At 71.0% G+C, this 12834-nt stretch carries 16 protein-coding genes and 1 tRNA gene; 3 read left to right on the top strand and 14 right to left on the bottom strand.

Annotated features, from left to right (window positions below; all coding sequences use genetic code 11):
- Positions 1-1218: a DNA polymerase III subunit delta' gene (locus LX15_RS08270; RefSeq protein WP_253668910.1), complete on the top strand. Its 1218-nt coding sequence runs from the start codon at positions 1-3 to the stop codon at positions 1216-1218.
- Positions 1219-1237: 19 nt separating this feature from the next.
- Here the strand turns inward: LX15_RS08270 and LX15_RS08265 are convergent, their stop codons facing one another.
- Entirely contained in the window at positions 1238-2029 is a 792-nt protein-coding gene (locus LX15_RS08265) for an SDR family oxidoreductase (RefSeq protein WP_253668909.1), read from the bottom strand.
- A 479-nt stretch (positions 2030-2508) separates the two neighbouring features.
- On the opposite strand from LX15_RS08265, the gene LX15_RS08260 reads away from it, so the two are divergent.
- Positions 2509-2585 (top strand) — tRNA-Thr (locus tag LX15_RS08260).
- Positions 2586-2677: 92 nt separating this feature from the next.
- On the opposite strand, the gene LX15_RS08255 is transcribed toward LX15_RS08260, so the two are convergent.
- The 13 genes from LX15_RS08255 to LX15_RS08195 all read right to left on the bottom strand — a co-directional run bounded on the left by LX15_RS08255 (position 2678) and on the right by LX15_RS08195 (position 11659).
- Positions 2678-3976 (bottom strand): tyrosine-type recombinase/integrase, encoded by a 1299-nt coding sequence (locus tag LX15_RS08255; protein WP_253668908.1) that lies wholly within the window; start codon positions 3974-3976, stop codon positions 2678-2680.
- Positions 3876-4157 (bottom strand): helix-turn-helix domain-containing protein, encoded by a 282-nt coding sequence (locus LX15_RS08250; protein ID WP_253668907.1) that lies wholly within the window; start codon positions 4155-4157, stop codon positions 3876-3878. The genes LX15_RS08255 and LX15_RS08250 overlap by 101 nt, the downstream gene beginning before the upstream one ends.
- A 16-nt stretch (positions 4158-4173) precedes the next feature.
- Positions 4174-5868 (bottom strand): replication initiator, encoded by a 1695-nt coding sequence (locus tag LX15_RS08245; protein WP_372502491.1) that lies wholly within the window; start codon positions 5866-5868, stop codon positions 4174-4176.
- A 60-nt stretch (positions 5869-5928) separates the two neighbouring features.
- A complete protein-coding gene (locus LX15_RS08240) occupies positions 5929-7527 on the bottom strand; it encodes an FtsK/SpoIIIE domain-containing protein (RefSeq protein WP_253668905.1) in 1599 nt (532 codons plus the stop codon).
- A gap of 165 nt (positions 7528-7692) precedes the next feature.
- Positions 7693-7914 carry a hypothetical protein gene (locus LX15_RS08235; RefSeq protein ID WP_253668904.1) on the bottom strand — a complete coding sequence of 74 codons (222 nt, stop codon included), beginning with the start codon at positions 7912-7914 and terminating at the stop codon, positions 7693-7695.
- Complete coding sequence (locus LX15_RS08230) at positions 7911-8156, bottom strand: hypothetical protein (RefSeq protein ID WP_253668903.1); 246 nt, start codon at positions 8154-8156, stop codon at positions 7911-7913. The genes LX15_RS08235 and LX15_RS08230 overlap by 4 nt, the downstream gene beginning before the upstream one ends.
- Positions 8153-8404, bottom strand: a complete 252-nt coding sequence (locus LX15_RS08225) for a hypothetical protein (RefSeq protein WP_253668902.1) — start codon at positions 8402-8404, stop codon at positions 8153-8155. Before LX15_RS08225 ends, LX15_RS08230 begins: the two co-directional genes overlap by 4 nt.
- On the bottom strand, positions 8404-8697 hold the full coding sequence (locus tag LX15_RS08220) for a hypothetical protein (protein WP_253668901.1): 294 nt from the start codon (positions 8695-8697) through the stop codon (positions 8404-8406). The genes LX15_RS08225 and LX15_RS08220 overlap by 1 nt, the downstream gene beginning before the upstream one ends.
- A gap of 2 nt (positions 8698-8699) precedes the next feature.
- On the bottom strand, positions 8700-9218 hold the full coding sequence (locus LX15_RS32310; RefSeq protein ID WP_301304230.1) for a hypothetical protein: 519 nt from the start codon (positions 9216-9218) through the stop codon (positions 8700-8702).
- Between the two features lie 7 nt (positions 9219-9225).
- Positions 9226-10083, bottom strand: coding sequence for a hypothetical protein (locus LX15_RS08210; protein WP_253668900.1), 858 nt, complete (start codon positions 10081-10083; stop codon positions 9226-9228).
- Positions 10084-10147: 64 nt separating this feature from the next.
- Entirely contained in the window at positions 10148-10648 is a 501-nt protein-coding gene (locus LX15_RS08205; RefSeq protein ID WP_253668899.1) for a hypothetical protein, read from the bottom strand.
- Positions 10648-10968, bottom strand: coding sequence for a WhiB family transcriptional regulator (locus LX15_RS08200; RefSeq protein WP_253668898.1), 321 nt, complete (start codon positions 10966-10968; stop codon positions 10648-10650). The genes LX15_RS08205 and LX15_RS08200 overlap by 1 nt, the downstream gene beginning before the upstream one ends.
- 250 nt (positions 10969-11218) lie before the next feature.
- The gene (locus tag LX15_RS08195) at positions 11219-11659 is read right to left on the bottom strand and encodes a hypothetical protein (protein WP_253668897.1); all 441 of its coding nucleotides are present in this window, start codon (positions 11657-11659) and stop codon (positions 11219-11221) included.
- 274 nt (positions 11660-11933) lie between these two features.
- Between LX15_RS08195 and LX15_RS08190 the strand changes: the two genes are divergently transcribed.
- On the top strand, positions 11934-12830 hold the full coding sequence (locus LX15_RS08190) for a DUF5919 domain-containing protein (protein WP_253668896.1): 897 nt from the start codon (positions 11934-11936) through the stop codon (positions 12828-12830).
- Positions 12831-12834 lie beyond the last annotated feature (4 nt).

The following is a 12834-nucleotide window of genomic DNA, read 5'->3' as shown; positions in this document are numbered from 1 at the left end:
ATGACGATGACTCCCGACGGGGTGTGGGCCGACGTCGTCGGACAGCCCGAGGCCGTGGCCGTGCTCGGGGCGGCGGCGAGGGCCGCCCACGACCTCGTGGCGGGCCGGGCCGTCGCGCCCGGCGCCATGACCCACGCGTGGCTGTTCACCGGGCCGCCCGGCTCCGGGCGGTCGGTCGCGGCAAGGGCCTTCGCCGCCGCGCTCCAGTGCACCCGTCCCGACGAGCGCGGACCCGGTTGCGGCGAGTGCGCCGCCTGCCACACGGCGATGGCGGGCACGCACGCCGACGTGCGGGTCGTGGTGCCCGACGGCCTGTCGATCTCCGTCTCGGAGATGCGGTCGCTGGTGCAGCTCGCCGCGCGTCGGCCGACCACCGGCCGGTGGCAGGTGGTGCTGGTCGAGGACGCGGACCGCCTCACGGAGGGCGCGGCGAACGCGCTGCTCAAGGCCGTCGAGGAGCCGCCGGCGCGGACCGTGTTCCTGCTCTGCGCGCCCTCGGACCACCCGGAGGACGTCTCGGTGACGATCCGGTCGCGCTGTCGGGTCGTCGCGCTGCGCACGCCGTCCGCCGACGCGATCGCCGACGTGCTGCACCGCAGGGACAGGCTGGACGAGGACACCGCCCGGTGGGCGGCGAGCGTCTGCGGCGGTCACGTGGGCCGCGCCCGCCGGCTGGCCACCGACCCCGAGGCCCGCGCCCGGCGGGACGCCGTGCTCGCGGCCCCGCTGGGGCTGCGTCGGCTCGCCGACGTCTTCGCCCGCGCCGACGACCTCGTCAGGGCGGCGGAGTCCGAGGCGGCCGCGGTGAGCGGGGCGCTGGACGAGGCCGAGCGCCAGGCGCTGGAGACGGCGCTGGGGGCCGGGGGCACCGGGAAGGGCACCGCGTCGGCGACCCGGGGCGCCAAGGGCGCGATCAAGGATCTGGAGAAGCGGCAGAAGTCGCGGGCGACCCGCACACAGCGGGACGCCCTCGACCGGGCGCTGGTCGACCTGGCCGGCTTCTACCGCGACGTGCTCGTGACGGCCACGGGCGCGCGGGCCGCCCTGACCCACCCGGACCACGCCGACGACGTCGCCACCGCCGCCCGCCGCTGGCGGCCGGAGACGGTGCTGCGCCGGCTGGAGGCCGTGCTGGCCTGCCGTGAGGCGCTGGAGCGCAACGTCAAGCCGCGGATCGCGATCGAGGCGCTGCTCACCGCCCTGCACACGGGCGACTGACCGCGCCCCCCGAGCCGGGTCACCGCGCCAACCAGCCACCGTCCACCGCCAGGACGTGGCCGTTGACGTAGTCCGACGCCGCCGACGCCAGGAAGATCGCCGCGCCGACCAGGTCGGCGGGCCGGCCCCAGCGGCCGGCGGGGATGCGGGAGCGGATCGCGGCCTCGCGGTCGCCGTCCCTGCGGATCGGCGCCGTGCTCCTGGTCGCGATGTGCCCGGGGGCGATCGCGTTGACCTGCACGCCGTGCGGCCCCCACTCGTTGGCCAGCGCCTTGGTCAGGCCGGCGACCGCGCTCTTGCTGGCGGTGGACGCCGACAGCCGGATGCCGCCCTGGAAGCTGAGCAGCGACGCGATGTTGATGATCTTGCCGTTGCTCGGTCGGTGGGGGTGGTTGTCGGCCGCGTGGCAGCGGGCCAGCATCTGCCGCCCGACCGCCTGGGACAGCACGAAGACCGAGTCCAGGTTCACCGTCAGCACCCGCCGCCAGTGCCGGAGCTCCAGTTCGGTCGCCTGTTCCTGGTGGACGACGCCGGCGTTGTTGACCAGGATGTCGATCTGCTGCCTGGCGAGCAGCCGGGACACGGCCGGCTCGACGCCGGGGAGGTCCGCCAGGTCCACCGCGAGCCGCTCGACCCGGCGGCCCGTCGCCGCGACCTCGGCCGCCACCCCGTCGAGGTCCCTGGTGCGGCTGAGCAGGACGATGTCGGCTCCGGCGCGGGCGAGGCCCACCGCGATCGCCCTGCCGATGCCGGTGCGTGCCCCGGTCACCAACGCGGTGCGGCCCACGAGGGAGAACAGCTCGGTGCTCATTGGCGCTGCCCCGCTTCCACGGCCGAGAACGCGCCCGGCACCGGTCGGCCGCATCCCCGGTTGGCGTCCGGGCAGCGCTCGCTCGCGCGTGCGCTCCCTCCCAGGGGAACACATTCCGGTGACGGTGTGTGACGGCTGATCCGGTGATCGTCGTAACGACTCAGCCACCCGTCCGCGTCCTGCCTCCGCGGCCGGGCGTGGGGGGCCGGCTGGACCGCCGGCGACCAGAGGCGTCGGGGTCACGGCGGGGATGCGGGGCGCGCCCGTTCAGCGGTGCGCGGCTCGGCCGAACGGGCTTCCCGCGACACGCGGGACGCGGTCCTGATCCGGAATCCGTCCGGACTAGCCCGGATGTCCACGACCTGGGGGAACCGGCCGCCGAAGCCGACACGGGAGTGAGACTCCGGTCACGTTGGCCCCGTTGGAGGGGATACCCGTCGGTGATCCCTTCTCGCGCCCGCTACACTGGGTCCCGCCTCGCCGCCTTAGCTCAGTCGGCCAGAGCGACGCACTCGTAATGCGTAGGTCGTGGGTTCGATTCCCACAGGCGGCTCCAGCAGCCGACGAGGGCCTTTCCGGATCACGGAAGGGCCCTCGTCACGTCTGGGGTTGCAGTTTGGGTTGCAGTTCGCCCCTGACCGTCGCTGTTCAGCTATCCCACAGAGCCGACCCCATCCGGGCCGCCGCATCCCTGGTCGTCTCGTTACTGGCCACCGTGTACAGCTCCGTGGTTCGCACGTCGGAGTGACCCAGGATCATCTGAATCACCCGCATGTGCACACCCTGTTCCACCAGCAGGGTCCCGGCAGTGTGTCGCCCATCGTGAACCCGGACGTACCGAACGCCCGCCTCCTCGAGCAGGTGGCCCCACTCTTCCCAGTCGTCCTTCGGGTCAATCGGTCTGCCGTTGGGCTGGCAGAACACCAGGTCCCAGTCCTCCCAGTCCGACCCGGCTGCCTGCCGCTCCACGTCCTGGCGGATCTTGTGCTCACAGAGCTTGGCCAGTAGCGGGGGCGGGAGGGTAACGGTCCGCCTGCTCTTGCCCTTCGGCCGGCGGAAGACCATCCCGCCTCCCTGGCGCTTCGGGCACTTGTGAGCATGCCGCTCGCACTTCGGTGGGCAAGGTCTCGGGCACCCCGCCTTGTGCTTGGTGCACCGCTTCGGGCACGCCTTCTTGTGGAACCGTTCCCCGCAGGCGTGCGGATCGTCGCAGCCATGCTTCCAGGTGTTTCGCTGAAGCTGCCACCAGACCCGTACGTCGCCGGTCTTCAGGTCCACAAACTCCCACCGCAGCCCCAACGCCTCGCCCTGGCGTAGCCCGCACGCCAACGCCACGGACCAGCGCGCCCCGTTGCGCCGCCTCTCGGCCACCCCCAAGACCTTCTTGGCCTCGTCCCGGTGGAGTCGGTCCGCGTCCTGTCGATCCACCGTCGGCGGGTCCACCAGGTCACAGACGTTCTGCCCGATCTTGCCCCGGCGCATGGCGATCTTCAGTGCTCGCGACAGGATGCGGTGCACCTTGAGCACGTGCGAAGGAGCCTTCTTGGCCTTGTACATCTGCGCGTACAGATGGTCCAGGTGCTCCGGAGCCAGCCGGTTCAGTCGGTGCTCCCCGATACAGGGGATGATCCAGTTCCGCGTCTTCGACCAGTAGTCGTCCAATGTCCGGGGCGCGAGCTTCTGAGCCGCAATCGTGTCCAGATACGTCGCCATCCACTCAGCCACGGTCGGTGCCCGCCCGGCCTTGCGTACCTTCCCTGCGTCTCGCTGCTGCTCCAGTTGACGAACAGCGTCAGTTGCGGCCTTCTCCGTCTTCCGCTTCACGTGCCGCCGGTCCGGTGAGCCGTCAGGCTTCACACCCATGGTCACGTAGCCGTGCCACAAGCCATCGGACCCCAGATAGATGCTGGAACGCCCGTTCGGCTTCCGACTGCGCTTCTCGCCCATCAGTCGCGAGCTCCCGCCGCAACCCAGCCAGGAACTTCTGAAGAGCGCTCACCGGGATACGCCGACTGGAACCGATCTTTACCGACTCCAGCTCGCCCGCTCGGATCAAGGCGTACACCTGCGTCCTACCCAGGCTCAGCGCCCGGGCAGCGTCTTCCACTCGGTACAACAGCTTCTCCATACCTCCCCCTTGGTGATCACGCGGCGTGTGGGATTGCCGAACTGTCGGTGGGTGGTTGGCCGTGGGCGGCCAGCAAGGCGGCGTCGTACTCCCGCCGCCACCGCACCCGCTCCGCGACGGCCTTGAGCAGCAGTAGGTCCCGGGGTGGGACGGCCGGGTCACCGGGCCGCACCGGTGCCCACGACACCCGCGCGGAGGGGGTGTCGGGCTTGGTGATGCCGATCTCGCGGAGCATCGCGAGGACGAACGCCTTCCGGTCGTGCCGGTGGTCGGCCACCGACTTGCCGGACCACTTCCGGGAGACCAGGACCCGCCGGCCGGGGATGCCCAGGGTGGTCGCCCGGTGGGCCTTGCCCCGGCACACGCCGGGTTCCATCGACCGCCGCGCGCCCTTCGGTTGGACCCCGTAGAGCAGCCACACCGGGCAGCGCGGCGAACAGGGGGTGACCTTCAGCTCCGCCAGGAGCCGGTCCGCGTGCCGCCGCTGCCGGTCGGTAACCGGCTCCACCACCTGATCGATGGACTTGGTCAGGTACTTGGTCAGGTAGCCGATGTGCCGGCCGGCTTCCTCGGTGCCGCCCAGGACGCCCTTGGCGTGGACCTGCGGGCCGAGGAAGACGGTGTGGGCCGGGGTGGCGTCCGGGTCGGCCCCGATCGCGTCCAGGGCCTCATCCCAGGTGGGCAGCCCGACCCTGGTGGTGGGGTCGACGAAGCCCTTGGCCCGGTCGTCCCACACCGGCAGCCGGTCCCCGCCGTAGACGGGCTCGTCATGGTGCGGCCACCACACCTGGTGGTAGGTGGCCGCCGCCACCGCACGCAGGTCCGCGCGGGGGATCGCTCCGCGGATCGCGGCGTGCCAGTGCGGCGCCAGCCTCCGCTGAGGTTCGACGGTGGCGAAGTACTGAACGTCCCAGCCGACGACACGGCGGAGGTTCTGCACGAACCGGTCGACCAGGCGCGCGAAGTGCACCGCGTCCCGCGCGGCCCGCCGGTAGTCGTAGGTGTCCGGATCAACCGGGGTCCCGTCCGGGTGGACCTTGCCGTAGGAGTCCAAGGTCAGGGTCACGAAGGTGGAGGGCCGGTAGCGCCCGGCGAACACCCGCCCCACCGTGCGCTTGGCGACCGGCCGCCGGGGCAGGTTCGGCACGTCCTGCCGCCGACGGGTCGACCGCTTCCGCACCGGCCGGATCGGCGGATCGAGGGGCGGGAGCGTGCCCCGGACCCCGAGCTGCCGCAGCACCTGGTCCAGCTCGGCCACGGTGTCCCGGACCGACTCCGCCCCCACCACGTCCCCGGCGTCGCGGAGTTCGGTGTACTCGGCGGCCAGGTCCGCCCGGACCTCCAGCACCTCCCGCTGCTCCGCCGTCGGCGGGTCGGGAGTGAAGTCCGGTTCGGTGTCCAGGTGCCAGCCCTCCCGGCACTGGGCCATCCGGAGCCGGCGGTTCTTCTCCGCGCACGGCGGGCACGTCGACGTGAGCGTGGACCCGCAGGGCACGGGCACGTAGTCGATCCGCCCGGTGTCCAGGTCGACGCGTTCGCGGACCACCGGCCGCACGCACACGCCGTGCTGCTCGGCGACCGCGCGGGCCACGTCCAAGGCCTTCGGCTTCCGCAGCCGGTCCGCCCGGGTCTCATACCCGTCCGACTCAGGCTGACCAGTGTGGACAGACTCGGTGTCCACTGTGTTCGGTGAGATGACGTGCGAAGACATGACAGTCCCCCGAGACATGTCACACGGAGCAAGGAAACGGGCAGCGAGCCCGAGAGAGGGTCAGGCCACCGGGCGCAGGTTCGACCGGCGCGCACCGCCACCGCCGTCGCCGTCGTCGCCCCGCGCGGCGGCCAAGTACTCCTCAGGGATGGGGGAGTTCAACGAGGCCCCGCCGGGGCAGATGAGGGCGACGAGGTCGGCCAGGTCGTCATCGGTGACGTGGGCGGCCCGGACCCGCACGGCTTCCTTCTGATCCTCCGACCGGACGTAGCCGACGCCGGGCAGGTGGTGGGGGATGCGGTCGGCCAGCGCCCCGAGGTCCCGCATGCCCTCACCCAGGACCATGTCCACCTGGGAGGAGGTCCGCACCCGCAGACACACCCGGTTGGGGAACAGGTCCCGCACCGGGACCGTCTCCTTCGAGGGGTCCTGCACGAACGCGGAGACCCCGAACCCCAACGCCCGCCCCTGGGTCTGCACCAGCGCCAGGAGCTGCGCCAGCACAGTCTGTTGCTGGCGGGTGCCCAGGTACTTCAACAACGCGCCGATCTCATCGAGAAACAGCAGCTCCAGCGGCGTGCCCCGACTGATCGTCACCTGCCGGGAACGGCCCGCCAACTCCCGCTTGCGCTGCTGCATCAGGTCCAGCAGCTCCAGCAGGATCGCGTGCGCGTCGACCGGGCCGAACCCGAGACGATGGAAGATCGGCCGGCACATGGCCATCTCCAGCACCTTCGGGTCCACCCCCCACAGCCGGACCAGGCCGTCCCGCACCGCCGGGGCGACAGCCCGGATCGGGCACCACAGCAGGGAACTCTTGCCGCCGCCGGTCTCCCCGGCCCCGAGGAGGTGCCCGCCGAGCAGGGGCACGGTGAACGCCTCACCGAACTCCGTCAGCCCAATGGTGGCCGTCCTCAGGTCCACCTGGTCCCCGGCCACGTCCGGGATCGGCAGGGCCGGGATCGTGGTGGCCAGCAGGTCCCGGCGTTGCACCGCGATATCGACCACACCCGGTTCCGGTTCCCGCACCAGGACCCGGTCCGAGCGCAGCGCGGCCCGCAGAGGGGAGATCTTGCCGGTGACATCCTCCGGGGCCTGCCCCACCGCCAGGGCGACGCGCAGGGTGTCCCACCACGGGTCGGAGCGCACCCACACCAGCCGGGGCACCGCCACCGCCGCCACCGTCTGCACACCCTCGCTGGTCTCGGCGACCACGTCCCTGACCACCAGGTCCAGCCGGCGCATCCACCGGTCCCAGCGTGGGGCGTAGACGGCCCAGCGCCGCCACCAGCCCCGCAGCGGACCCGCCATGTAGTGGGTGAACGACTCACGCCAGGCGAACCACCAGCACCACCCGGCGATCCCCGCCACCAGGGCGAGCGTGGCGAGCACGCCAGCCGGGGGCACCCCGACGAGCAGCACCAGGCCGCCGGCACCGACGAAGCCGAGACTGGTCCGCCAGAACCGGCGAGCCTGCCGGCCCAGCCACCACAGACCCTTGCCCGCCCACCAGGCACCGACGAACGGTGCCGCCAGCACCCAGACCACCGCCCGGACGACCTCCCCGGCCGCCCGCAGCAACGTCGCGATCTTGTAGAGCACGGCCACGCCGACGAGCGCGACCAGTAACCACACCAGCGTGGCCCCATGGATGCTCAACCACGCAACGATGTTGGACACGTCCCCACCCGCGCCCATAACCTGAAACCCTCCTGACACCACGGGAGACCCCGGCCAGGGGCACGGACAGTCCGGTCTTTCGCTGCCAACGACTCACCGGACCACCCGCGCCCCGGCCACAAGGGGTTCAGATGGGTTGTTCCCTCACTGGTCGCGGGACTCGATCTCCCGCATGACGCGTGACCGCAGGTCCTCCACCCAGGCGGCCAACTCGCCCAGGCCCCGCCGGACGCGGTCCACCGCCTCCCACTCCGGGCCGTCCACCTCGTCCACCAAGGGCGCGGTCACCGCCCGCAACTCGTCCCGCGCGGCGTCCAACTCCCCCAGGAGCCGGCCCAGCACCGCCAGGTCCTCATCCGCGTTCACCGGCGTGGCCTCCTCCGACCGAGGGCGGCCCACCGCCACTCCAACTCCAGCCCGTGAGCGGCACCGATCGCGGTATGCAGCCGCTCCCACTCCGGGGACTCCGGGCCGACCTCCGCCGCCGCCAACGCCGTGGCCGCCTGCCGCAGATGGAACTGCCCCAACCGGATGCGGTGGGCGGCGTTCTGCAACGCGAACATCCGACGACGCCGCTCCGCGTGCTTGGCCAGGAACACCGCACTCACCCGGCCCACTTCGCCAGGCGGTCCGCGATCGGCTTCACCTGCCCGTAGACCTCCAGGATCTCCCGGGCCAACGCCCCAGCACCGGAGTCGTAGCCGGCGATACCGGCCACGTCACCCCGCGCCCGCTCCACCACCCCGGCCGCGTCCTCCAACGCCGCGAGCACCCGCCGGGCGGTCACGGCCGCGTCCTTCAACGTCTCCACGTCCCGCATCACCCCGATCACGTCCGCCGCGCTCACGCTGGCCATCACGCACCGCCCCCGCCGTCACGACCGGACTCCCCGCCGGGCAGCGCCGGCCGCTGCGGGCGGTCCAACCGGGTCGCCTCCGCCCGCACCGGCCGCTGTCGGCGGTCCAACCGCGTCGCCTCCGCCCGCACCGACCGGGTCACCGGCGAACCCACGGTGAGGTAGACCCGCCCGAGCGTGGACTCACCATGGTTGGGGTAGAAGCGGCTCACCTCCCGCACGTTCAGCACCCGCGCGATGAGCACTGCCGCCGCCGCGATCTCGTTCTGCGTTCCCTCCAGACGGATCTTCATGGCTACAACGCCTCCCGCAGCCGGGTCCGGACCGCGTCCAGGTCCTCCGCCACCACGTCGACCTTGTCCCCGGCGACCCTCAACGCCGCCAGCAGCGACCGGTCCGCGTCCTCAGCCCGCCGCAACGCCTGCCCGGCCATCTCCTCCAACGCCGTCGCCGTCGCCCGCAGCGTCTCCACCGCCTCCAGGGCCTCCACCGCCGTCGCCGCGACCCCCGACAACCCAGCCGCCCACTCCGAGCACAACGCCCCTGCCCTGTCCCGGACCGACCTCACCTCGTCTTCTGCCACCCGCACCGCGTTGGTGGCCGAGCCCAACCGTTGAGCTGCCGCCTCCAGACACCGCCGGGCCGCCTCGAACTCCGCCGCCACGTCCTTCGCGGTCACCGCCACCTGCACCCGCGCGTAGCGCAGGCTGATCTTGGCCTCACCCGTGGCCGTGGCCACCTGCCCGACCTCGTCTAACGCCTCACCCAGCGCCCCCGGGTCGCGAGCGACCCGCCACGCCAACGCCACCGACACGGTCTCCTCACTCCCTTCCGTCCGGCATCTCCATCGGGTTCAGCAGCCGCAGCACCGGTCGTGTCTCCGACGACTCCCCCTCCCGCTGCTGGGCGGCCAACCACCGCTTGTGGTCCTCCTCCAACGACCGCCACAACGCCCGCCACGCCAACCACCGGGCCGTGACCACCTCCACCAGGTCCGCCCACAACCCCTCCCCGTCGGCAGCCCGGTCCAACGCCATCGCCCAGTCCTGCTCCGACTCCAGCCCCTCCGGACCGAGCGACGTCCCGGCGTCAACCAACGCCCGCACCGCGTCCTGATAGATCCGCAGGTTGTGCAGCACCGTCCGCGCCCGGGTCTGCGCCGCCGAATCCAGCACCACGTACTCCGACAACCGACGCACGAGACACCTCCACGGGCATCCCTGATGCGGTTGCCCAAACAGACCCAACAAGGCAGGCAGCGTCGACGCCGGCCCTGACTCCACCTCGGCCCCGCACCGCCGGCAGATCACCGACAACCACTCCGGGGCGTCCTCATTGACGGGGACAACGAACAGTTCGTCAGCACCAACCCACAGCGGAGGTGCCGCCAGGAGAACCGACTCCGACTGCTCGGCCACCTGCGGCGGCAGCCACGGACCGCCTCGCATCCACTGCACCGCCAGAGCCGAAGCGATGTCCGTATGCAGGCCGGCGTCTCCCACCAACGTCAGGGTCAGCCGGTCCTGCTCGGTCATCACCGCCGACCACAACCCGCGCGTCGCCTCGAACGGCTGATGCGCCCGTCCGATCAGCTCACCCAGGGCGTTCATCGACTCCGCGACGATCCGGTTGCACTCCAGCACCACCGACAGCGGCAGCCGCGCCCACTCCCGACGCATCACCCCACCCCCCGTGCCCGGGTCTGCGCCGCCGAATCCAGCACCACGTACTCCGACACCCAACTCACGCCGCACCCCCATCGGTGTCGGGCACACGGAGGCCGAACAGGCCCAGCAGCACCGGCCGCATCGACGCAGGCCCCGACGCCATCTCGAACCCGCACCGCCGGCAGACCACCGACAACCGCTCCGGGTCGTCGTCGCCGACCGGGACCACCAGCAGCTCACCGTGCCCGTCCCGCATCTCACGCGGCGCCAGAACCACCGACTCCGGGTGTTCAACGGTCTTCGCCCACTCCGCCACCTCCGGCGGAAGCCACGAACCACCCCGCATCCACCGCACCGCCAACTGCGAGGCGGAGTCCTCATCCAGGCCGGCATTGCGCACCAGCGTCAGGGTCAACCGGTCCCGCTCGGTCATCACCATCGACCACAGCCCGCGCGTCGCCTCGAACGGCTCATTCGCCCGCGCGGCCAGCTCGGCCAGGGCGTTCATCGACTCCGCGACGATCCGGTTGCACTCCAACACCACCGACAACGGCAGCCGCTCCCACTCCCAACGCATCACGCCACCCCCCGTGCCCGGCGACTGGCCGCCGCCCGCTCGTACGGGGTGAACCCCCCGAACATCCCCACCCGCGTCCTGCGCCGGACCTTGTAGGCCTCCTCCCACGCCAGTTGGTCCCGCGCGCACGCCACCCGCACCAGACACCCCCGGCACACCGCCCGCGCCCTCGGCGAGGCGTCATCGAACATGTGCGGGTCCAGACCCGCGCACGCCGCCTGCTCCCACCACCGCTCCGGAACGGCCGCCGGCCGCCCGGCCTCCAACCCGGCCAGCAGCGAGGCGGACACGCACCCGCTCAGGCCGCTCGGACTGGTCATGTTGCTGTTCACCGTTGTCCTCTCCCGCATCGGTTGACGCGGGGACGGTGAGCGCGATCCAGCCGTCCACCAGCAGACGGGCGAACCCCGGCCGAACACCCAGCACCGTGCACACCCACCGCACCAGACACAGCGCGTAGGAGTCACACAGCGACCGGTTTCCGACCCGCGCCGCCACCTCGTAGGCCGCCAAGACCTCACGCGCCCGCTCGGAGACCCGGACCGCGCCCTCCCGCCCCGCGTACATCGGCTACGCCGCCTTGCCGTCCGGCTTCTCCGCCGGCTTGCTCCCCGCGCCACCAGCCCGACCCGCCGCCGCGCCGCCCGCAGCGCCAGTCGCCTTGAACCCGGTCGCGTAGTACGACCAGCCCTGGGTCTTGAACTCCCCGCTGCCCACCACGCGCGGGACGACGGCCAAGCCGTCCAGCTCGACCATCCGCATCCCCGTTCCCGGCAGCAACTCCGGCGTGGTCGGCACCGGCTGCACCTCCGCCAGGAACGTCACCGTGACGGTGGTGTCGCGCTCCTTCTCCGCGCTCGGGTCGGTGAACGTGCCCTTCCACTGCCGCAACCCGGTGGCCTCATCCACCCGCTGCCGCACCGGCTTGCCCGCCGCCCGGTCCTCCCGCGACTGGTACTCGGTGTCCGGCCCCAGCTCCCCCACCAGCACCAGGCCCTTCGGGAACGCCACCTCGAACGGAATCGCGAACCGGTACCCTTCGGCATCGCCATGACGTGACTCCTCATCGTGAAACTTCTACGGCTTCCATGCCGCGCTTTGTCGTAGTTGCCGCATCGGTACTTCCGTGCTCTTCAGCGGCTGTGGAACCAGCTTCACCGGACGCGTGGTCACATCACGACACCGTCGCTGTCGCGTTTAAAACCGCTTTGTCTCACGTGGTATCGTCTATGTCTCGTCTGTGTGCTAGTCTCGTCTCGTCTCGTCACGCGACACAGGAGAGCGGATGACGACGTCGGCAACACTCCTTAAGGTCTTGCTCCGACAGCGGCACCTCCAAGGGCACCGTGCGTTTTGTAAGGAGTACGACAGAGTTGCGCGACAGTTCGAGCCCGACCTTGTTGGACACCACCCGAGCAAGGCGCAGTTCTACCGTTGGCTTTCCGGGGAGCTTCTCGGCCTCCCCTACGCGGACCACTGTCGCATCCTCGAACGCATGTTTCCCGGCTGGACAGCGGAGCAACTACTTTCACCCTACGACGGAGACATTGACAATCCGCCCGACCTGCCACGCGAATCTGAAAAACCATCTCACGCGCCAGCGACACCAACGGCAGGCACCACGCTTGTCCTGGGCGCTCAGCTCGCGGACGTCACAGCCGTCTTTCCCACGCGTGCCGAGTTTCTACACCAAATGCCGCCACAGCAACTCTTCGATGGGGCCAAAGAACTATGCGTCTCCGGCCTGTCGTTGAACATGATCTGCCAACAGTACTCCGACAGAAACCTCATTGACTCCCTGGAAACGGGAACCGAGATCAACTGCCTGTTCCTCGACCCCGAGGGGGAGAACATCAAGGTTCGCGAGCGCGAAGAAGCGCACCCGCCGGGAGTCTTGGCAACGCTCACCAGCCTGAACATCCAGGCCCTACGCAGGCTGGCGAGCAAGCTTTCCGACGGCGCTCGGGCGCGCCTCAGGATTCGGACCTACGACGAGGCGATCCGGTTCAACATCATTCTCATCGACAGACGTAAGTGTGTTGTGCAGCCCTATCTACCCGACGCGCGCGGAGTGGAGAGCCCGACCCTTGTCATCGAGAAACAAGAAGGGGTGCGAGGGCTCTTCGTCACGTTCAGTCAGGTGTTCGCTTCCATGTGGGACCGAGCGAAGGAGATCGGCTAGTGCG

The sequence above is a fragment of the Streptoalloteichus tenebrarius genome (genome assembly GCF_024171885.1).
Taxonomy (GTDB): domain Bacteria; phylum Actinomycetota; class Actinomycetes; order Mycobacteriales; family Pseudonocardiaceae; genus Streptoalloteichus; species Streptoalloteichus tenebrarius.
Note: the sequence above shows the minus strand (reverse complement) of the source record. Positions and strands in the feature narration are given on the sequence as shown.

Coding starts and splice junctions, on each gene's coding strand:
- LX15_RS08205 (WP_253668899.1), bottom strand. CDS start 10,648: ATGCGTTGGGAGTGGGAGCGGCTGCCGTTGTCGGTGGTGTTGGAGTGC.
- LX15_RS08265 (WP_253668909.1), bottom strand. CDS start 2,029: ATGAGCACCGAGCTGTTCTCCCTCGTGGGCCGCACCGCGTTGGTGACC.
- LX15_RS08270 (WP_253668910.1), top strand. CDS start 1: ATGACGATGACTCCCGACGGGGTGTGGGCCGACGTCGTCGGACAGCCC.
- LX15_RS08225 (WP_253668902.1), bottom strand. CDS start 8,404: ATGGCCAGCGTGAGCGCGGCGGACGTGATCGGGGTGATGCGGGACGTG.
- LX15_RS08250 (WP_253668907.1), bottom strand. CDS start 4,157: ATGGAGAAGCTGTTGTACCGAGTGGAAGACGCTGCCCGGGCGCTGAGC.
- LX15_RS08200 (WP_253668898.1), bottom strand. CDS start 10,968: ATGACCAGTCCGAGCGGCCTGAGCGGGTGCGTGTCCGCCTCGCTGCTG.
- LX15_RS08255 (WP_253668908.1), bottom strand. CDS start 3,976: ATGGGCGAGAAGCGCAGTCGGAAGCCGAACGGGCGTTCCAGCATCTAT.
- LX15_RS08210 (WP_253668900.1), bottom strand. CDS start 10,083: ATGCGTCGGGAGTGGGCGCGGCTGCCGCTGTCGGTGGTGCTGGAGTGC.
- LX15_RS08190 (WP_253668896.1), top strand. CDS start 11,934: ATGACGACGTCGGCAACACTCCTTAAGGTCTTGCTCCGACAGCGGCAC.
- LX15_RS08220 (WP_253668901.1), bottom strand. CDS start 8,697: ATGAAGATCCGTCTGGAGGGAACGCAGAACGAGATCGCGGCGGCGGCA.
- LX15_RS08245 (WP_372502491.1), bottom strand. CDS start 5,868: ATGTCTTCGCACGTCATCTCACCGAACACAGTGGACACCGAGTCTGTC.